The following is a 20,556-nucleotide window of genomic DNA, read 5'->3' as shown; positions in this document are numbered from 1 at the left end:
TGAGCGGGGGAACCGCGAAGATTAGAAGATTATATACTAAATCTAGTATAAAAGATGATGATCGGATTCCTCCGGAAGGTACGATGTTGGTTTTTGTCCTAAATTTAGCATAAAAGGCTCCTGGATCAGCATTCATCCAGATATCTGTATCCTAAAAATCGTATAAAATGTGCCATCCCCGATTCCACGTCATCTTCAGTGCATAACGCTTTTATTACCGAACGAATGAAATTCTTCGGGCGTCGAATGTTCGGGTTTACTGATGAATAACAGGATCATGATCTAGTGTTTGTCTTCATGACATATACATGTGTTAGTTAGTACATGTCATGTATGGGTCAAGGCCGGGATAATCGAACAAAACAAAGTACCGCACAGAAAGCACAGCACGAAACAGGAGACACAGCATCACAGGGTACAAGCGGTCGGAGCAGTGACAAAGGCCAGGTCTGGTTAATACCTTAATATTGGGCTCTGAACAGCTGAACTTCACGATGGGGATCGAGGTGGAGATGATGTGGCAGAGGTGGAATGCGAAGGAGCGGTTCTGGTGTGTTGTTTTTCTATTGGCGACACTCTCGCTGATCACGGCGGCGAATACTTGGTTGGATATGGAGACGGAACGCCGGCGGGCGGAGCGGGTTGAGCGGATAGCGGAAGAACTTCGTACGGCGATTCAGGAGATCCAGGCGATTCAACGGACGGGAGCAGAGTCGACAGGGGCTTGGGATATCGGATCGGAAGTGACAGGAGCGCAGACTTTGGATTCTGGAAACCCAGGAACGGAAGTGACAGGAACGCAGACTGCGGTGGCTGAAGGGCAGACTGCGGAGACTGGGAGCGCCAAGACGAAAGCCGAGGAGATGCCTGTCCATCCTGCGCTGATGCGGAAGCGGGAATCCTATGAGGAGCTCTTGCGGCTGGAGGTCGTCTATATCCCCTATTTGCTGCGGCAGTTGGAGCGGGAGGAGGAGCAGATGGGACGGATTCTGGCGTATGGGATTACTGAGATCGGCAAGCTGAACATCCCTCCGGATGCCTGGTCGAACACAGCAGAGTGGAAGGAGCTTTGGAATGCCAGCGTGGCGCGGGCAGAGACGGCGGTTCCAAGTATTCTGGCATCCGAAGACTTGACGGAGGCTCAGCAGGCAGCGCAGCTGATCGCGCTGGGAGCGCCGGCGGTTCCTCTGCTTATCGAAGAGATGAAGTCGGGGGAGGGATCGCAGGCGTGCATGATCGCCCTGACGATCCTGCTGGAGCATGACCTGTTGGAGCAAGGTGTGAGTCGGGCTGCGGATGCGGATCACGCGGAGCCCTTCGATGCGGCAAAGTGGCGCTGGTGGGCTGAACGATATTATCAAGAATATGCTGGTTTAGCCGTTTATTTTCATTAATTCTTGTAAATATCCAGTTGATCATCGAGCTAAAAACGAACATTCGAGATAAAATTTCTCGAAGTGTTCGTTTTTTCGTTGACAGAATCGTGCCGTCCTACTACAATAATACGCATGAACCATCACGTGAACCATAAGGAGAGAGATTGCTGGTAAGATACCAATCGCCTTATGGGGAACGAATCGTAAGGATTGCAAGTAAGCAATGATTATATCTTGTGGAGGTATGAACTTTGTCGAACAAAGGAAGCAATGAGAAGGGATTGGCACGTTATTTTGAATTCAGCAAGCACGGCACGAGCTACAGACAGGAATTCATCGCCGGGCTGACAACCTTCCTGGCTATGGCCTACATCCTGGCCGTGAACCCGCTCATCCTGAGTGAAGCGGGGATGGACTATCAATCGACGATCACAGCAACAGCGATTGCCGCGATCGTCGGCTCACTGGTCATGGGCTTCTTCGCGAAGTACCCCGTCGCGCTGGCACCGGGCATGGGCTTGAACGCCTTCTTCACGTATGCAGTCGTAGGCGGTATGGGAATTCCGTGGCAGACAGCGTTGGCCGGCGTATTTGTCTCCGGGGTGATCTTCCTGCTGCTTGCGCTGTCAGGCATTCGCGAGACGATCATCAACGCGATTCCCGCAGGGTTGAAACAAGCGGTATCCGCGGGGATCGGTCTGTTCATCGCCTTCGTCGGGCTGCAGGGCGCAGGGATCATCGTCGATGATGGTGCAACCCTTGTGAAACTTGGAGATCTGGGTGATCCTTCTACGCTGCTGGCACTCTTCGGCATCGTCATTACGGCGATCCTGATGACACTCAACATCCGCGGCGCCATCTTCATCGGCATCGTCATCACCGCAGTTGCAGGCATGATCTTCGGACTGGTAGAACTGCCTGCCAGCATCATCAGCATACCGCCGTACCCGACGGCTTTGGGTGAGTTTGCTGGTCCTTTGTTCGGCGAAGTGATTGACGGTGTGAGTTTCTGGTCGATTGAGATGCTGATCGTCGTCTTGACCTTCTTGTTCGTCGATTTCTTCGACACGGCGGGTACGCTGGTGGGGACAGCCAGCCAAGCAGGGCTGTTGAAGGACGGCAAACTGCCGCGCGCTGGACGAGCTCTGGCTGCAGACTCGGTCGCAACGATTGTCGGTGCAGCGTTTGGTACATCGACAACGACATCTTATGTTGAATCCTCTGCGGGTATTGCCGCCGGCGGCCGCACAGGTTTTACAGCTGTTGTAACGGCGGGCTTCTTCTTCCTGGCGCTGTTCTTCTCGCCGCTCTTGTCCATCATTAACAGCAGTGTGACGGCTGCAGCTCTGGTGATGGTCGGCGTGCTGATGGCATCCAACCTGAGACTGATCGAATGGGATCAGTTCGATGAAGCGGTGCCGGCATTCGTTACAGCCGTAGGGATGCTGCTTACTTACAGCATCTCGAAGGGGATCGCCCTTGGCTTCGTGCTGTATCCAGTGCTGAAACTGGTAAAGGGCGACGGCAAGAAGGTGCACTGGATTATGTATGTGATGTTCTTCGTATTTATCGCTTACTTCATCTGGGGTAAGGCTTAATCGAATCGAATACCAACATGACTGGCTGCTTGAACGTTCGTTTTCAAGCAGCTTTTTATTATCTTGTAAGAAGAATAGACGTTTGTAGAAAAGGCGAACTATATTTATAAAAACTCAAAATAATGTTCGTGTTTACCATTGACACTCTCGGTTATCTCTTGATAAACTATCCATGTTGAGGTCAAAAGGCTAACGACGTCATGTTGATGTGACATATGTTACGCGGTATGACGGAGGCTTTATCCAGCAGCTTTTCGCATCATGATATCGAGATGAAGGAAGGTTGAAGCAATGTCTGCTAAAGTCGGAGTTATCATGGGCAGTACTTCCGATTGGGAAACGATGAAGCATGCTTGTGAACTGTTGGACCAGCTGGCCATCCCATATGAGAAGAAGGTCGTCTCCGCTCACCGAACGCCGGATCTGATGTTTGAATATGCGGCAACGGCTGTGGAACGCGGTCTGCAAGTGATCATCGCCGGCGCCGGCGGAGCGGCTCATCTGCCCGGCATGGTGGCTTCGAAGACGGTGCTGCCGGTCATCGGCGTGCCTGTGAAGTCGTCCAACTTGAACGGACTGGATTCGCTGCTGTCGATCGTGCAGATGCCCGGCGGCGTCCCCGTAGCGACGATGGCGATCGGCAAGGCCGGAGCGATCAATGCCGCGCTGATGGCAGCGAGCATCATCGGCAGCACGGATAAGGAAGTGCAAAGCCGGTTGATCGCTTGGCGCGAAGCTATGAAGCAGAAGGTGCTCGATTCCAGCGACTCCTTAGGAGTGGAGGGGCCGTGAAGCGGATCGGAACGAATAGAGAGAGGGAGATAAGGACACTGGAAAGCAATGCACCGCGCATCCTGCCCGGGGCGGCGATCGGCGTGCTGGGCGGCGGGCAGTTAGGCCGGATGATGGCCCTGGCCGGGCGGAACATGGGCTATCGGTTCGTCACCCTGGACCCGACGCCGAACGCCCCTTGCGGGCAGGCCGCTGATCAGCAGATTACGGCGCCCTATGACGACATGGAGGCGGCGCGTAAGCTGGCGGAACTCTCCGACGTCATCACCTATGAATTTGAGAACGTCGATGCCGATGTCACCGCCATGCTGATGAAGGAATCCTATGTTCCCCAAGGCAGTGAGCTGCTCTATACGACGCAGCATCGCCTGCGGGAGAAACGGGCGGTGGAAGCGGCGGGCATCGCCGTCACTCCCTATTCACCGATTCACAGCGTTGAAAAGCTGGAGCGGGAGGCGGAGCGGCTGGGATGGCCCTGCGTACTGAAGACAGCGACAGGAGGATACGACGGCAAAGGACAAAGAGTTCTTCGCGATCCGTCGGAGCTTGCCGAAGCTTATGCCGAACTTGCAGCGGAAGGGACGGAGCTCGTTCTGGAGAAGTTCATTCCTTTCACCAAGGAGATCTCGGTGATCGCTGCACGCAGTGCCGGGGGGGGAGATCGCCGTTTTCCCGCCGGCGGAGAATATTCATCGCGAGAATATCCTGCATGTGTCGATCGTGCCCGCTCGTATTTCCCGGGAAATTGTCGAGGAGGCACAGCGCATGGCTGTGCGGATCGCCGAAGCCCTGAACGTGGTCGGACTGATCGCTGTCGAAATGTTCCTCACCGCGGACGGCAAGCTGTATGTGAATGAGTTGGCGCCGCGTCCGCATAACTCCGGGCATTATACGATGGAGGCTTGCCGCACTTCGCAGTTTGAACAGCACATCCGTGCGATCTGCAATCTCCCGCTGACTTCCACGGAGCTTCTGACACCGGTCGTGATGGTGAATGTGCTCGGTGAGCATTTGGAGCCCCTGATGGCATGGCTCGCCGCCGGTGGAGAAGCGGAATTGGAACGGGAGTACGGGATCACGGCGAAAGTTCATCTCTACGGCAAAGCGGAGGCGAAGCCGAAGCGCAAGATGGGGCATGTGAATTTGTTAACGCCGGATGTGGAACGCGCGCTCGTTTGGATCGAACGATCGACAATCTGGAGCTGACCGGCTGCGGGTTGTCGAAGCGGAAGGAAGAAAATTAATGAACTTAACTAATTTTCGAGCTTTTTTATCCTTTGAATGAATTAAGGAGGCACCTGTCTATGTTGAAAGCAGCCGTATATGTGACGATGAAGCAGAATGTTCTGGACCCGCAAGGCAAAGCATCGCAAGAGGCGCTCAAGGCCCTCGGTTACGAAGAGGTCAGCTCGGTGCGCATCGGCAAGTATATCGAGCTCAAGTTGGATACGAATAACCGCGCAGAAGCAGAGGAGCGGGTCAAGGCGATGTGTGAACAACTGCTGGTCAATACCGTGGTGGAAGATTACCGCTTCGAGCTTACGGAAGAGTAATTGGGCCAGGATCTAAGGGTGATCTAAAGGTTGTTCTAAAGGTTGTTTGAATCGACATCGAGGGAAATGTGAATGAACCTATGAAGGGAAGGTCGTGTGCCTCATGAAGGTTGCAGTTCTAGTATTTCCAGGCTCCACTGGTGATATCGAGAGTTACAAGGCTGTCGAAGAAGTGCTTCAACAGCAGGCAGCATATGTCCCTTATACGGCGGAGGATCTGTCCAAGTACGATACGATCATCCTTCCAGGCGGGGCTTCGTACGGGGATGCCCTGCGTCCGGGAGCGATTGCAAGCCGGATGCGGGTGATGGAAGAGGTGCGGAAGGCGGCGGAAGCAGGCCGTTATGTGCTCGGGATCGGCAACGGGTTTCAGATCCTGCTGGAGAGCGGCTTGCTGCCGGGCGTGATGCTTCCCAACGAATCCCTGAAGTTCCGCTGTCAGCTGGTCAGCCTGCGCGTGGAGAACAATCGCACGTCATATACCAGCGAGTATGAAGCCGGCGAAGTGATTCAGCTTCCGATCGCGCATCGTTTTGGCAATTACTATTGTGATGATGCAGTCTTGGCGAAGCTCAAGGAGAAGGGACAGATCGTGTTTCGCTATGCGGGTGAGAACCCGAACGGTTCCTTGGATGAGATCGCGGGCATCTGCAATGAACAGGGCAATGTGCTCGGCATGATGCCGCATCCGGAGCGGGCGATCGATCAGCTGCTAGGATCGGGAGACGGCAAGAGGGTATTCACGTCCGTATTAAAAGCTTGGAGGGAGAATCATGGCACAACAAGGATCGGGTAAAGAGCCAACCGTTGAACAGATCGCGGAACAGAAGCTGTACAGACAGATGGGCGTCACCGATGAGGAATATGCGCTCGTCTGCAAATTCCTCGGCCGCAAGCCCAACTACACGGAGATCGGCGTATTCAGCGTCATGTGGTCAGAGCACTGCTCGTACAAAAACTCCAAACCCCTGCTTCGCCGTTTCCCGACGAAGGGACCGCGGGTGCTCATCGGTCCCGGGGAGGGCGCGGGCATCGTGGATATCGGCGACAACCTGGCGATCTGTTTCAAGCTGGAGAGCCATAACCACCCTTCGGCAGTAGAGCCTTATCAAGGAGCGGCTACGGGCGTCGGCGGCATCATCCGCGATATCTTCTCGATGGGCGCGCGGCCGATCGCGATGCTGAACTCACTGCGCTTCGGCAGATTGGACAATGAACGGGTGAAATATCTCTTCGAGAATGTGACAGCGGGCATCGCAGGCTACGGCAACACCATCGGCGTTCCGACCGTCGGCGGCGAAGTGATGTTCGATGAGAGCTATGAGGGCAATCCGCTGGTCAATGCGATGTGCGTCGGGCTTGTGGAGCACGACAAGATCCAGCGGGGCGTGGCGCAAGGCGTCGGCAACCCGGTCTTCTATGTTGGTCCGCCAACGGGCCGCGACGGCATCCATGGGGCGACCTTCGCATCGGAGGAACTGACGGAGGATGCGAAGGTCGAGCCGCCATCCGTACAAGTCGGCGATCCCTTCATGGAGAAGCTCGTGATGGAAGCTTGTCTGGAACTGATCGAATCCGGGATCGTCATCGGCATCCAGGACATGGGGGCGGCGGGACTCACCTGCTCGAGTGCGGAGATGGCGAGCAAGGCGGGCAACGGCATGGAACTGAACTTGGATGCGGTGCCGCAGCGGGAAGAGGGCATGACCGCCTATGAGATGATGTTGTCCGAATCCCAGGAGCGCATGCTGTTCGTCGTTGAGCCGGATAAGGAGGAGCAGGCGAAGGAGATCTTCGCGCGCTGGGGCGTGCCTTGCGTGAAGGTCGGTCGTGTGACCGATGACGGCCGCCTGCGCCTCATCAAGGACGGCGAAGCGGCCGGCGATATGCCGGTATCGGCGCTGGTCGACGAGTGCCCGGTCTATCACAAGCCGTCGCGCATTCCGGAATATTACGTGAAGAACGGTTCCGTAGATACGACAAGGTATCCGGAAGTGAAGGATCTGGGGGATGCTTTGCTGAAACTGCTGGCTTCCCCGAATATCGCAAGCAAGGAATGGGTCTATCAGCAATACGACTATATGGCGCGCAATGAGACGATGGTGGCGCCGGGGTCCGATGCAGGAGTGGTCAGGGTGCCGGGGACGCGCAAGGCGATCGCCATGACGACGGACTGCAACGGCCGCTATGTCTACCTCGATCCGGAAGTCGGGGGCAAGATCGCCGTGGCCGAAGCGGCGCGCAATGTCGTCTGTTCCGGTGCAGAGCCGCTGGCGGTGACGGACAACCTGAACTTCGGAAGTCCGGAGAAGCCGGAGGTGTTCTGGCAGCTGGAGAAAGCGGTGGACGGCATCTCGGAGGCCTGCGAGACCTTCGCAACACCGGTCATCGGCGGCAATGTCAGCCTCTACAATGAAAGCGAGAAAGGCCCGATCTACCCGACGCCGGTGATCGGCATGGTCGGTCTCGTGCATGATCTGGATCATATCACGACACAGGCCTTCAAATCCGAAGGCGACGTGATCTTCCTGCTCGGCGAGACGAAGGCAGAGCTCGGCGGCAGCGAATTCCAATACGTCATCCATGGCGTCACGGAAGGGCGACCGCCGCAGATCGACCTTGCGGCGGAGAAGCGGCTGCAAGAAGCGGTGCTGCGTGCGATCCAGTCCGGTCTCGTCGCTTCGGCGCATGATCTGTCGGAAGGCGGCCTGGCCGTTGCCCTTGCGGAAAGCTGCATCAGCGGCGGCATCGGCGCTGCGGTGGAGATCGAGACGGAGCTGCGTCATGATATCGCACTGTTCAGCGAGAGCCAGTCCCGCATCCTGCTGACGGCCAAGCCGGAGCAGGCGGAGGAACTGGAGCGGACGATCGCGGCGGCCGGCGTACCGGTGAAGCGCATCGGCACGGTAGGCGGCAGCGATCTGTCGATTCGGATCAACGGCGGGCAAGGTTTGGAACTTCCAGTCGACCGACTGGCACAAGTATGGAAGGATGCGATCCCATGCATGATGAGATGAAGCATGTGAGCCGCGGGGCCGGCGCTGCGAACCGGGGATTCCCGGTTCCCGCCGTTACGCAGGGGCTCTGCGCGATGCGCTGTGAGCGGGATGAATCCCTTCGGACAGGGAAGATCTGGTCCGGGGATTATTACAACGAAGGTCTCGTGAGCAAACACGACCAGGTCTTCGACAAATTGGGGGAAGAGTGCGGCGTATTCGGGGTGTTCGGTCATCCCGATGCGGCACACTTGGCTTACTACGGCCTCCATGCCCTGCAGCACCGCGGTCAGGAAAGTGCAGGCATCTGTATCTCCGACGGTGAGCAGTTTCATTATCATCGCGATTTGGGATTGGTGAAGGAAATCTTCGACGGCAAGATCATGAGCGGACTGCGCGGGACGATGGGCATCGCGCACGTCCGCTATGCGCCGTCCAGCGAAAAATCTTCTGCTGAGATCAAGATGGCGAATGCCCAGCCCTTGGTGTTCAAGTATCGGGAAGGGGATCTGGCGATCGCTGCGAACGGGAGCCTCGTGAATGCAAAGGAACTTCGGGATCGCCTGGAGCGTGCGGGTTCGATCTTCCAGACGACGGGGGATACGGAGGTGCTCGCCCATCTCATCGCCCGTTCTTCCCATGACGATATCGTGGATGCGGTCAAAGAGGCGCTTCACCAGGTCGACGGCGCTTATGCCTTCCTCTTCCTGACGCGCACGAAGCTGATCGCGGCCAAGGATCCGCACGGCCTGCGTCCCTTCGTATTGGGCAAGCTCGGCGATGCATATGTGTTCGCGTCGGAAACCTGCGCCTTCGATGCGATCGGCGCGGAGTATGTGCGGGATATCGAGCCGGGCGAGCTGCTCGTCCTTGAACTCGGCAGCGGGAAGCTGCGTGCAGGGCGGTTCACGGAACCGAAGCGGCGCGCCATCTGTGCGATGGAATACATCTACTTCGCACGGCCCGATTCGGATATCGATGCTGTGAATATCCACATGGCGCGCAAGCGGATGGGACGCCGGCTGGCGATGGAGTCCTTCGTCGATGCGGATGTCGTGACGGGCGTTCCGGATTCGAGCATCTCGGCGGCGATCGGCTATGCGGAAAAGACGGGCATCCCGTATGAGATCGGGCTGATCAAGAACCGCTACATGGGCCGCACCTTCATCCAGCCGAGCCAGGCGCTTCGCGAACAGGGTGTGAAGATGAAGCTGAGCGCTGTGCGCAAAGTCGTCGAAGGCAAACGGGTCGTCATGATCGATGACTCCATCGTGCGCGGTACAACGTCGCTTCGCATCGTCAATCTGCTGCGGGAAGCAGGAGCGAAGGAAGTGCATGTGCGGATCTCGTCGCCGCCTTTTCAGAATCCGTGTTTCTACGGCATCGATACGCCTACGCGGAAGGATCTGATCGCTGCGCAGAAATCCGTGGAGCAGATTCGACAGGCGATCAATGCGGATTCGCTGTATTTTCTCAGCCATGAGGGCTTGCTTGAGTCGATCGGCCGCGGCGACGGCAGCGAGTACAACCGCGGGCTGTGCACGGCATGTTTTGACAACAACTATCCGACCCGATTGTACGGGATTCATGAAGATGAGCGAGCAGGGATGAAGGACGGAAACGAAGTCCTGGGCGGAACATCTTCTGAGCTGCAGTTCATGAGCCCCCGTTCCGATTATGCGAAGGTGTAAGGGCTGACGTGACCGTTCAGGCGGGGGAACAGAGGAACTAGAACTATAGAGACTAGATTATATCGATGTTAGGAGAGGGATCACCGATGTCCGATGCATATAAACAAGCCGGGGTCGATATCGCCGCGGGCAATGAGGCCGTCGAGCGAATGAAGAAGCATGTCAAGCGCACCTTCCGGTCGGAGGTGCTGACGGATCTGGGCGGCTTCGGCGCACTGTTCGACCTGGATCTGAAGCGCTATGAGGAGCCCGTGCTTGTCTCGGGTACCGACGGGGTCGGCACGAAGCTGATGCTGGCCTTCATGATGGACAAACACGACACGATCGGCATCGATGCCGTCGCCATGTGCGTCAATGACATCGTCGTGCAAGGAGCGGAGCCGCTGTTCTTCCTCGATTATCTTGCATGCGGCAAGGTGGTGCCGGAGAAGATCGAGGCGATCGTGGCCGGCATCGCAGAGGGCTGCGTACAAGCGGGCTGTGCCTTGATCGGCGGCGAGACGGCGGAGATGCCGGGGATGTACGGCGAGGATGAATATGATATCGCCGGATTCGCCGTAGGCATCGTCGATAAGAAGAAGCTGATCGACGGCCGCAGCATCTGCCCGGGCGATGCCGTGATCGGCCTGGCTTCCAGCGGCGTGCACAGCAACGGCTTCTCCTTGGTGCGCAGGCTGCTTCTCGAACAGCAGGGCTATCAATTGACGGATGTGGTGCCGGAGGCAGGCGGTGACAGCGGCAAGACGCTGGGTGAGGTCCTGCTCGAGCCGACGAGGATCTACGTGAAGACGATCCTGGCACTTAAGGAACAAGTGACGCTGAAGGGCATGTCCCATATTACCGGCGGCGGTTTCATCGAGAATATCCCGCGCATCCTGCCGGCTGATGTGGATGTCGAGATTGATTACGTCTCATGGCCGATCCTGCCGATCTTCAAACATCTGCAGGAAGTCGGCAGGATCAGCGGCCGCGATATGTTCACGACCTTCAATATGGGCATCGGCATGGTGTTGATCGTGCCGGAAGAGGAAGCGGAGCAGACGCTGCAGCTGGCGCAGGAATTGGGTGAAGCGGCGTACCGGATCGGCACGGTCATCCCCGGCGAACGCAAGGTGAGATTCAAGGGAGCGGAGATCGCATGAGGAAGCGCATCGCCATATTCGCCTCAGGGAGCGGGTCGAATTTTCAGGCGATCGTCGATGCTCAGCGCCGCGGCGAGATCGATGCGGAGATTGCCCTGCTCGTCTGCGATAAGCCGCAGGCGAAGGTGGTTGAGCGGGCGGAGCAGGCAGGCGTGAAGGCCTTCACCTTCCGGCCGAAGGATTATCCCTCCCGCGAGGCCTATGAGGCGATGCTCGTTCAGGTGCTGGAAGAACATCGGATCGATCTGATCGTACTCGCCGGCTATATGCGGCTGATCACCCGGGTGTTGCTCGAGCCGTATGAAGGCAGGATCATCAACATCCATCCTTCGCTTCTGCCGAGTTTCCCGGGGGTGGAAGGCATCGGTGATGCCTATCGCTACGGCGTGAAAGTGACGGGCGTGACGGTGCATTATGTCGACGACGGGATGGATACGGGACCGATCATCGCTCAGGTCCCCGTGTCGATCGAACCGCAGGATACGCTGGAGACGCTGGCTGAGAAGATCCATGCGGCGGAGCACGCCCTCTATCCCAAGGTGATCCAGTGGATCTGTGAAGGGCGTGTGCGATTGGATGGACGGCGTGTGTTGATCGATGGATTATCGTAAAATATTGGAGATAAAGAAGATCAGTTGTCACTATATACAATAAAGAAACCAAGGAGGAACAGGATTCGTGGCTATCTCAAGAGCGTTAATCAGCGTGTCTGACAAAACGGGCATCGTGGAATTTGCCGCAGGGCTGGCTAAGGCCGGCATCGAGATCATCTCGACCGGGGGGACGAAAAGGCTGCTCGAGCAAAACGGCATCCCAGTGATCGGCATCAGTGAAGTAACGGGTTTCCCGGAGATCCTCGACGGCCGGGTCAAAACCTTACATCCTGCAGTGCACAGCGGCCTGCTGGCAGTGCGCGATAACAGCGAGCATCAGCAGCAGCTGCAGGAATTGAATCTGGGGTATATCGACATGGTGGTGGCTAATCTCTATCCCTTTGCGGAGACGATTGCCAAACCCGATGTCACCTATGAGGATGCGATCGAGAACATCGATATCGGCGGGCCGACGATGCTGCGTTCGGCGGCTAAGAATCATGCCTATGTGACTGTCGTCGTGGATGCGGCGGATTATGAGACCGTGCTGGCGGAGATCAAGCAGTCCGGGGATACGACTTTGGAGACGCGCAAGCGCCTGGCTGCGAAAGTATTCCGTCATACCGCGGCTTATGACGCGCTGATTGCGGATTATTTGACCCGACAGGTCGGGGAGGCATTCCCTGAGAAATACACCGTAACTTATGAGAAAGTGCAAGAACTTCGCTACGGCGAGAATCCGCATCAGAAGGCGGCCTTCTATCGCAAACCGCTGGCTGAGGCCGGCAATATCACGACGGCGGAGCAGCTGCACGGCAAGGAGCTGTCCTACAACAACATCAATGACGCCAACGCGGCTCTGCAGATCGTCAAGGAATTCCAAGAGCCTGCCGTGGTTGCCGTGAAGCATATGAACCCATGCGGCGTCGGCATCGGCAGCACGATCCTTGAGGCTTATGAGAAGGCTTATGAAGCCGATCCCGTCTCGATCTTCGGCGGCATCATCGCGGCGAACCGGGAGATCGACGGGGAGACGGCGAAGCGGATGCATGAGATTTTCTTGGAGATCGTGATCGCTCCGAGTTTCACGGATGAAGCGCTGGAGATCCTGACTCAGAAGAAGAATATCCGCTTGCTCCGCCTGGGCGATGTGTTCACGGCGGAACATGCAGCGGCGAGCTATCACAATATCACCTCGATCGAAGGCGGCATGCTCGTGCAGGATAACGATCATCTGCAGCTCGATCCGGATTCGCTGCAGGTGGTAACGGAACGGGCGCCGTCTGAAGAAGAGCTGAAGCAGCTCTTGTTTGGATGGAAAGTCGTCAAGCACGTCAAATCCAATGCCATCGTGCTGGTGAAAGACAATATGACGATCGGTGTCGGCGCCGGGCAGATGAACCGCGTCGGTGCGGCGGGCATCGCCATCAACCAAGCCGGTGAGAAGGCGCGCGGCAGCGTGCTGGCATCGGATGCTTTCTTCCCGATGAGCGACACGGTGGAGCTGGCGGCCAAGGCCGGGATCACGGCGATCATCCAGCCGGGCGGCTCGATCAAGGACCAAGATTCGATCGATGCGGCGAACAAGCACGGCATCGCGATGGTCTTTACGGGAGTCCGACATTTTAAACATTGATATATAGAATAACAAGGAATTAATCAAGGACTAGGAATCCATTAAGGATAAGCAATCCATAAGGCAAAGGAGGCAGCTCACGGTGCGGATCTTAATCGTCGGCAGCGGGGGACGCGAGCATGCGATTGCTTGGGCGCTGAGCAAGAGCCCGCAGGTGGAACGTATCTACTGCGCGCCGGGCAATGCGGGTATAGCAGAGATCGCAGCATGTGTGCCGATTGGCGAGATGCAATTTGAGGCATTGGCACAGTTTGCGCTGCAGCAAGAGATTGATCTCGTAGTGGTTGGGCCGGAAGCGCCGCTCTTCGGCGGATTGGTCGATGTTCTGGAGGAGAAGGGGCTGAAGGTGTTCGGTCCTAGGAAAGATGCGGCGATCATCGAGGGCAGCAAGGTTTTTACCAAAGAGCTCATGAAAAAATACAACATCCCTACTGCGGCCTATGAGACCTTTGACGACTATGAAGCGGCCAGAGCTTATCTGCTCAAGCAGCAGGCGCCGATCGTCATCAAAGCGGATGGTCTGGCAGCCGGCAAAGGAGTCACCGTTGCGCAGACGCTGGAGGAAGCGGAACAGGCGCTGTGCGGCATCATGGTCGAGAAGGTATTCGGCGAAGCGGGATCGAAGGTCGTCATCGAAGAATATTTGAGCGGACAAGAGATGTCGATCCTGGCCTTCGTCGATGGCGAGACGGTCCGGCCGATGGTACCGTCCCAGGATCATAAGCCGGTATACGACGGCGACCGCGGACCAAATACAGGCGGTATGGGGACCTATTCGCCGGTGCCGCATATTCCGCAGTCCGTCGTGGATGAGGCGATCGAGACGATCCTGAAGCCGGCGGCACGGGCGATGGTGCAGGAGGGGCGGCCGTTTCGCGGCGTGCTCTATGCGGGACTGATGATCAGCGAGAAGGGCGAGCCGAAGACGATCGAGTTCAATTGCCGTTTCGGCGATCCCGAGACGCAGGTCGTGCTGCCGCGGTTGAAGTCGGACCTGGCGGAGATCTTGCTGGCGACGGTAGAAGGACGGCTGCATGAAGTCGAGATCGAGTGGAGCGATGAGGCGGCGGTATGCGTTGTGCTCGCTTCGGGCGGCTATCCCGGCCCGTACGAGAAGGGCAAACCGATCACCGGGCTCGATCAAGTCGAGCACTCCCTCGTCTTCCATGCCGGCACGGCGCTCCAAGACGGGCAGATCGTCACGAACGGCGGCCGCCTGCTCGGCGTCACGGGCGTCGGACGGGATATCACGGAAGCCCGGGAGATCGCCTATGCGGATATCGAGAAGATCCGCTATGAAGGCAAGCATTACCGCACGGACATCGCGCTCAAAGCCTTGCAGGCGATGAAGGGTTGAGGAAGGGCAGAGGAAGGTTTGGAGAAGAGTTGAAGAAGTGCTGATGAAGAGTTTGATGATGAGCTTGATGAAGAGTTGATTGCAAAGACGGCCTTGTTTCCGATCGGTTGTTGATCGGGCAGGCCGTTTTGTTTTGGTACATCATGGCAGGCATTAAGGCGGGTGGCGTGCGGAGGCTGAGTTGGCGTGCGGTGAATGTATGATGCGTGAAGTATGTATGATGCGTGAACTTGCATGGATGCTAAGTCGAATCGATGTGTGTTGGGCTGAGAATGAGCGTGAGTCGACAAAAACTGTTGATTCAGGCTGTGCGGAGAGGAGGTCGGCGTGCGAACTGACAGAAACTGTTGATTTAGGCTGTACGGAGGCAGGATCGGCGTGCAAACCGACAGCAACTGTCGACTCATGCTGTGCGGCGGCTGGATCGGCGTGCGAGTCGACAGAAACTGTTGATTCAGGCTGTGCGGAGAGGAGGTCGGCGTGTGAATCGACAGAAACTGTTGACTCAGGCTGAGCGGGGGCGGATCGGCGTGCGAGTCGACAGAAATTGTTGATTCAGGCTGTACGGAGAGGAGGTCGGCGTGTGAGTCGACAGAAACTGTTGACTCGGACTGTGCTGAGGCAGGATTGGCGTGTGAGTCGACAGAAACTGTTGATTCAGGCTGTACGGAGAGGAGGTCGGCGTGTGAGTCGACAGAAACTGTTGATTCAGGCTGTGCGGAGAGGAGGTCGGCGTGTGAATCGACAGAAACTGTTGATTCAGGCTGTACGGAGAGGAGGTCGGCGTGTGAATCGACAGAAACTGTTGACTCGGACTGTGCTGAGGCAGGATCGGCGTGTGAGTCGACAGAAACTGTCGATTCAGGCTACGAGGATGCGAGATCGGAGTGCGAACCGACAGAAACTGTTGACTCACGCTGCGAGGTGACGAAATCGGAGCGCAGCCGACAAATGACATCGTTTCATAGTCGCATCATTCCGCTCATTTTGCGCAGATTTGAAAATATGTTCAAATAATGGTTCTCTTTTTCCGTATTTGTGATAAAATTTAGTAGATATCGTGTACCTTGGGGTCGTGTACCCAGGGGGGACGATTCTATTCTCAGTTGTATAGGTGGTGTATGAAATGAATGTTGAACAGACGCAAACAACCTATCTAGGAACGGCTGAACAGGAGACGCGCTCGGATTCCTTTCAACGTCTGATGCGCACGTTCTCGCTCTCCGTGTTGCTCTGCTTCATCGGTACACTCGTGGGCATGGCGGTGCCGATCCAGTGGTTCATGCCGCTCGCGGTTGTGCAGCTCATCATGATGATCGCAGCGTTCATCATCCAATGGCGGGGCAAGGCGATCGGTTATCCCTTCGTCTTCAGCTTCATCTTCCTGACCGGCGTTGTGTTGTATCCGGCGGTTGCCTATTACACCTTTGTCGGCGGCGGGGCGATTGTCACTCAAGCTTTACTGCTGACGGTGGTCGTATTTGGAGCGCTGACTTTATATGCCTACTATTCGAAGCGCGATTTCAGCTTCCTGAGAGGCATCCTGCTCGTCGGTCTGATCGTGCTGATCGGCGCAGGATTGATCTCGCTGTTCACCGGCGGCATGGGCGGTACGACAAACTTGGTGATCACGATCCTCGGGGTGCTGGTCTTCTCTGGATTCGTCCTTTACGATGTATCCCAGTATAAGCACGGCGTTCCGGAGCATCTGATGCCGCTTGCGGTGCTCAGCATGTTCCTGTCGTTCATCAACCTGTTCCTGTATATCTTGCGTTTGCTGGTCATCATCGCCAGCGAATAATCAAGTGTTGTTGGACAGAGGCACATCGTGCCGCAAAGATTTATATCACGTATCGAAAATATCGGATGATGTCTCGAATGGATCGGATCACATGACACATGATGTGGTCCGATTTTTTCTTTTATTTGTTCAGAAAATTCCGACTCATCCCGCAACCTTTCCCGATCGTCAAACGTCTGTTAATCAAATTCCAGATCTTACAATTAAGAAAGGGTTGAGACTATGGGGGGTCGTTCGTGTTGGTTTAGAAAAATCGGCATCGGAGCGGCGGCGGTATTCCTCGGCTTGGTACTCATCATGGCAGGATGCAGCAGCGGCTCCAGTTCGGACACGGCGGGAAATGCTGCACCGAACAGTTATATTGCGAATGAGTCGACATTAGGTTTTGTGGACACGGGAGCAGGCGCGGATGATGAACGAGACGATGCAGCGAATGCTGCCGCGCCGGAAAGCGGCGGCGGAAGCGAAGCAGGAATCATTGGCGGCCGTGATGCTGCAGGTTGGGGGATTGACGAAGCGAATCCTGCGATTAACCGAAAGCTGATCTACAAAGCATATGTAACGATAGAAGTTGAAGACTTCGGTGAAGCGCGGTCGAAGATCCGCAGCCTCGTTCAGTTAGCAGGGGGGTATCAGCTGAATTTTAATGAGATTAATAGCGAGCATGATAGGAGCGGGCATTTTACGATTAAGGTTCCGGCGAGCGGCTTCATGGACCTGCTGAATCGACTGGAGGAACTCAGCCCGGATCATTATGAGAGCAAGGTAACCGGGCAAGATGTAACCGAGGAGTACGTGGATCTGGAGGCCCGTCTGAACGTATTGGAGGTTACGGAACAACGGCTCTTATCGTTCATGGAACAAGCGGCGAGCACGGGGGATCTTGTGATTTTCTCGCAAGAGTTGAACGACGTGCAGCAGGATATCGAGCGGATCAAAGGCCGGATGCGGTATCTGGAGCAGAACGTCGCATACTCCACCATCGAATTAACGGTATATGAGAAGAACGACAACCTCACAGCCAAACAAGAAAAACAACAGGAACCCTCCTTCGGCGAGCGTCTGAGTTCTGCCCTGCAGTCGGTGTTAAGCGGTATCTCCAGCGTGCTGCAGGAACTGGTCATCTTCATCGTCGCCGCCATTCCGGTATTGCTCGTGTTGGCCTTGTTGGCATCGCCTTTCTTCTTCTGGTTCCGCTATAAGTTGAAACGGGAGCGAGAGGAGAGACTGGAGCGTCATCCCGATATGAGACGGCACGATCGAGATGTGTTCAAGCAGGCGTATAAGGATGAGGATGAAGCGCCAGAAGAAGCGGCAGACCGTGAAGTCATGCAGGGTGGAGAGACAGATGACGGAACAATAGACGATCGAGCAGCAAACGGCGGCAAAGACTGCGAAAAAGATGAACCTGATGAGAATCATGGCGAGGATAGCGAGCCAAAAGTCAAGAAATAACAAGTAATCATCCATACAGCAGATGAGATAAGGGAAACCTGAGGACATTCGAAGAGCGTCCTCGGGTTTCCCTTTCTGTACCCGGATTGACCAAAAAACCTTCCCCTCAAGGAAGGAAATGGGGTGCCGGAGAGAGAAGAAGGTATCCGGGCTTTATCATCTAGACATCAACAAACGAGTATGAGGTGAATTAGACAAGTGACGAGGATGAAAGGATGGCCTGCTGTACTAATCGTATGCTTAGCACTCATCGTCTTGGCTGCCGGCTGCGGACAGCCCCAACCAACGGAGGACCTTGAGCCGGAACCGCCGCTTCCAGCACCGATCATCGAACCAGAACCTGAGCCTGAACCGGAGATCGTCTATCCCTATACATATCCATTAACCGGGATCGGCACGGAAGAGGAGATGGCAGCTCGTCCGATCCTCGTGATGATCGAGAATCATAGAGCAGCTCGTCCGCAGAGCGGACTGATCGATGCGGATATCGTTTATGAATTCTTGGTAGAGGGAGAGATTACTCGATTCGCTGCTGTGTTCCACAGCCAGCAACCGGAGGTCATCGGTCCGGTGCGCAGTTTGCGTCCGTATTTTGCACAGATCGCCGAAGGGATGGACGCGATGATCGTCCATGCCGGATACAGCCCGGCTGCCATCGAATATGTACAGAAGAAGAAATTGGACCGTTTAGATGAGATCTACGGCGGCGGCGCTTATTTCTGGCGCAGCAAAGAACGGTCTAAACCGCACAACCTTTATACGAGCATGGAGTTGATCCGCAAGGGGCAGGAGAACCGGAAACTGCGCACGGAATGGAATCAGCCGGAGGCGATACCCTTTGCTGATAAGGATATTGTGATGACCGGGGAACCCGCGGAGAAAGTCCGTGTCAACTATCTGCTGGGCTATCATGTGGAATATGAATATGATGCTGAGAAGGAGACGTACCTGCGCTATATGGCAGGAGCACCCCACGTGGATAAGGAGAGCGAAGAGCAGATTGAAGCGGCGAATATCATGATCATCGCCGCTTCCCACCGCGTAGTGGATAATGTCGGCCGCCGGGAGATTGATGTATACGGCCCGGGCAAGGGCTGGATTGCCCAGAAGGGCAAGGTGCGGGAGATCGTATGGGAACAGAAGGACGGCATCATCAGACCGTATATCAACGGCGAAGAGGTGCCGCTGATCCCCGGCAAGACCTGGGTGCAGGTGATTTCTCCGGATCTCAAAGTCACCTTCTCCGCGGCTGATGAGAACGCGGATGCGTAACATCGTATATTGCAACTTCGCAGCATAGTACTTACGATAGTTATATGGAATCATGACCGGGCATTAGAACCGATAGAAGCGATGAAGAAGACAAGGCGAACGACCTTGGATGGAGTAACCGTCTGGTCATCGCCTTGTCAGCTGACTTCCGCCGTTTCGTGTTCACCTGATGCGATTCCTGGATCGGGAACGGGAGGAGCCGGAACCAGAACCCGCTCTTCCAGTTCGGCTGGTATTCCTGCCAGACCGTCTCCCTCGCCTGCTGCCGCTGCCGCTCCGGCGCCGGCGGCGTCTTCGGCTGGGTGAACGGTAGCCGGCATCCGCCTGGGCAAGACTGGTTCCAGGTCCCTTCTTATTCAGAAGGAGGCTGAGCATCGGAGTAATCTGCTGAACGGTGGACATGAGTTTCTGAACTTTGGTAACCGTCGATAAGATGCCGTCGATCCCGCCCATTCGATTCACAAAACTTTGCAGATCTCCGAGCATCTGACCTGCCCGGCCGCCGCCGAGGAGACCGCCTAGACCGCCCCCGCCGCTGCCTCCAGCCGGCTGCTGCAGCAGCTCAGCAGGAGGTTGGGGGTAGGCATCGGGATAGGGATTATGGAAGCCCGCAGGCGGATAACTGGCTGGCGGATACGGCGTTCCCTGCGGCAGTTGGTTGTGCTGATGAATGTGCGGTTGATGCCGATAAGATGGATAGGGATATTGATTCACGCCAATTCACGATCCTTCATAAGAGATGTAGATCTGTACGTTTTCCCTATACTCTATGTGGCAAAGGCCTTGGTTGTATGGACGAATATCCCGATTATTCCCATTCGCACAAAATGGGCGGAAACTTATACCGCGTCATCCGCTGGCAACCCGTGCTTAACCCATTTAAAGTTTGATATCTTTACAGAGGTAAAGTAAAATAGAAGTATCAACGTTCATGAAGAGGTGAATCGTTCGTGCAACTCAAGAAGTTAAACGACAAAACGATCGATCAATTATTCGAAGCTATCCTATCGCTCAAGACGATCGATGAATGCTATATTTTCTTCGAAGACTTATGCACGGTTAACGAGATTTTATCGCTCTCGCAGCGCCTGGAGGTTGCACGTATGCTGGGTAAGGGATGCACGTATAACCAGATCGAACAGGAGACGGGGGCAAGCACAGCTACGATCTCGCGGGTGAAACGCTGCCTCAACTATGGTACCGACGGTTATCGCATGGCCTTGGAGCGGATCAAGAAGTTATAATATCAGATCATAGGACGACATGAAGACGGACCTGGGTGTCCGTTTTATTA

The 20,556-nt window shown here is 55.8% G+C and carries 16 protein-coding genes and 1 pseudogene; 16 read left to right on the top strand and 1 reads right to left on the bottom strand.

Annotated elements, in window-relative coordinates; translation table 11 throughout:
• Window positions 1–494 precede the first annotated feature (494 nt).
• From PRECH8_RS09140 to PRECH8_RS09070, 15 genes and pseudogenes are all read left to right on the top strand, one after another.
• Window positions 495–1,394, top strand: a complete 900-nt coding sequence (locus tag PRECH8_RS09140) for a hypothetical protein (protein ID WP_200966797.1) — start codon at window positions 495–497, stop codon at window positions 1,392–1,394.
• A 263-nt stretch (window positions 1,395–1,657) separates the two neighbouring features.
• Complete coding sequence (locus tag PRECH8_RS09135) at window positions 1,658–2,974, top strand: NCS2 family permease (RefSeq protein ID WP_200966801.1); 1,317 nt, start codon at window positions 1,658–1,660, stop codon at window positions 2,972–2,974.
• Window positions 2,975–3,265: 291 nt separating this feature from the next.
• Complete coding sequence (purE, locus tag PRECH8_RS09130; RefSeq protein ID WP_200966796.1) at window positions 3,266–3,766, top strand: 5-(carboxyamino)imidazole ribonucleotide mutase; 501 nt, start codon at window positions 3,266–3,268, stop codon at window positions 3,764–3,766.
• A gap of 29 nt (window positions 3,767–3,795) precedes the next feature.
• Window positions 3,796–4,972 (top strand): annotated as a pseudogene (purK, locus tag PRECH8_RS09125) (5-(carboxyamino)imidazole ribonucleotide synthase).
• Window positions 4,973–5,070: 98 nt separating this feature from the next.
• Entirely contained in the window at window positions 5,071–5,319 is a 249-nt protein-coding gene (gene purS / locus PRECH8_RS09120) for a phosphoribosylformylglycinamidine synthase subunit PurS (RefSeq protein ID WP_200966795.1), read from the top strand.
• A 103-nt stretch (window positions 5,320–5,422) separates the two neighbouring features.
• Window positions 5,423–6,115 (top strand): phosphoribosylformylglycinamidine synthase subunit PurQ, encoded by a 693-nt coding sequence (gene purQ, locus PRECH8_RS09115; RefSeq protein ID WP_200966794.1) that lies wholly within the window; start codon window positions 5,423–5,425, stop codon window positions 6,113–6,115.
• A complete protein-coding gene (gene purL / locus PRECH8_RS09110; RefSeq protein WP_200966793.1) occupies window positions 6,093–8,336 on the top strand; it encodes a phosphoribosylformylglycinamidine synthase subunit PurL in 2,244 nt (747 codons plus the stop codon). Before purQ ends, purL begins: the two co-directional genes overlap by 23 nt.
• 74 nt (window positions 8,337–8,410) lie before the next feature.
• A complete protein-coding gene (gene purF, locus PRECH8_RS09105; RefSeq protein ID WP_200966800.1) occupies window positions 8,411–10,006 on the top strand; it encodes an amidophosphoribosyltransferase in 1,596 nt (531 codons plus the stop codon).
• A gap of 86 nt (window positions 10,007–10,092) precedes the next feature.
• Window positions 10,093–11,148: a phosphoribosylformylglycinamidine cyclo-ligase gene (gene purM, locus PRECH8_RS09100; protein ID WP_200966792.1), complete on the top strand. Its 1,056-nt coding sequence runs from the start codon at window positions 10,093–10,095 to the stop codon at window positions 11,146–11,148.
• A complete protein-coding gene (gene purN, locus PRECH8_RS09095; protein ID WP_200966791.1) occupies window positions 11,145–11,759 on the top strand; it encodes a phosphoribosylglycinamide formyltransferase in 615 nt (204 codons plus the stop codon). The genes purM and purN overlap by 4 nt, the downstream gene beginning before the upstream one ends.
• Window positions 11,760–11,826: 67 nt before the next feature.
• The gene (gene purH, locus PRECH8_RS09090; protein ID WP_200966790.1) at window positions 11,827–13,377 is read left to right on the top strand and encodes a bifunctional phosphoribosylaminoimidazolecarboxamide formyltransferase/IMP cyclohydrolase; all 1,551 of its coding nucleotides are present in this window, start codon (window positions 11,827–11,829) and stop codon (window positions 13,375–13,377) included.
• 82 nt (window positions 13,378–13,459) lie between these two features.
• Entirely contained in the window at window positions 13,460–14,734 is a 1,275-nt protein-coding gene (gene purD, locus PRECH8_RS09085; RefSeq protein WP_200966789.1) for a phosphoribosylamine--glycine ligase, read from the top strand.
• Between the two features lie 1,126 nt (window positions 14,735–15,860).
• Window positions 15,861–16,535, top strand: a complete 675-nt coding sequence (locus tag PRECH8_RS09080; RefSeq protein ID WP_200966788.1) for a Bax inhibitor-1/YccA family protein — start codon at window positions 15,861–15,863, stop codon at window positions 16,533–16,535.
• Window positions 16,536–16,757: 222 nt separating this feature from the next.
• Complete coding sequence (locus PRECH8_RS09075) at window positions 16,758–17,990, top strand: DUF4349 domain-containing protein (RefSeq protein ID WP_200966787.1); 1,233 nt, start codon at window positions 16,758–16,760, stop codon at window positions 17,988–17,990.
• A gap of 207 nt (window positions 17,991–18,197) precedes the next feature.
• A complete protein-coding gene (locus tag PRECH8_RS09070) occupies window positions 18,198–19,262 on the top strand; it encodes a DUF3048 domain-containing protein (protein ID WP_200966786.1) in 1,065 nt (354 codons plus the stop codon).
• Between the two features lie 162 nt (window positions 19,263–19,424).
• Here PRECH8_RS09070 and PRECH8_RS09065 read toward each other — a convergent pair whose 3' ends face one another.
• Window positions 19,425–19,976, bottom strand: coding sequence for a hypothetical protein (locus PRECH8_RS09065; RefSeq protein WP_200966785.1), 552 nt, complete (start codon window positions 19,974–19,976; stop codon window positions 19,425–19,427).
• Between the two features lie 236 nt (window positions 19,977–20,212).
• Between PRECH8_RS09065 and PRECH8_RS09060 the strand changes: the two genes are divergently transcribed.
• The gene (locus PRECH8_RS09060) at window positions 20,213–20,506 is read left to right on the top strand and encodes a YerC/YecD family TrpR-related protein (RefSeq protein WP_200966784.1); all 294 of its coding nucleotides are present in this window, start codon (window positions 20,213–20,215) and stop codon (window positions 20,504–20,506) included.
• The last annotated feature ends 50 nt before the right edge of the window (window positions 20,507–20,556 follow it).

The organism is Insulibacter thermoxylanivorax (assembly GCF_015472005.1).
In the GTDB taxonomy this organism is placed as follows: domain Bacteria; phylum Bacillota; class Bacilli; order Paenibacillales; family DA-C8; genus Insulibacter; species Insulibacter thermoxylanivorax.
The sequence above is the reverse complement of the archived record's forward strand: the minus strand, read 5'-3'. Positions and strand labels throughout refer to the sequence as shown.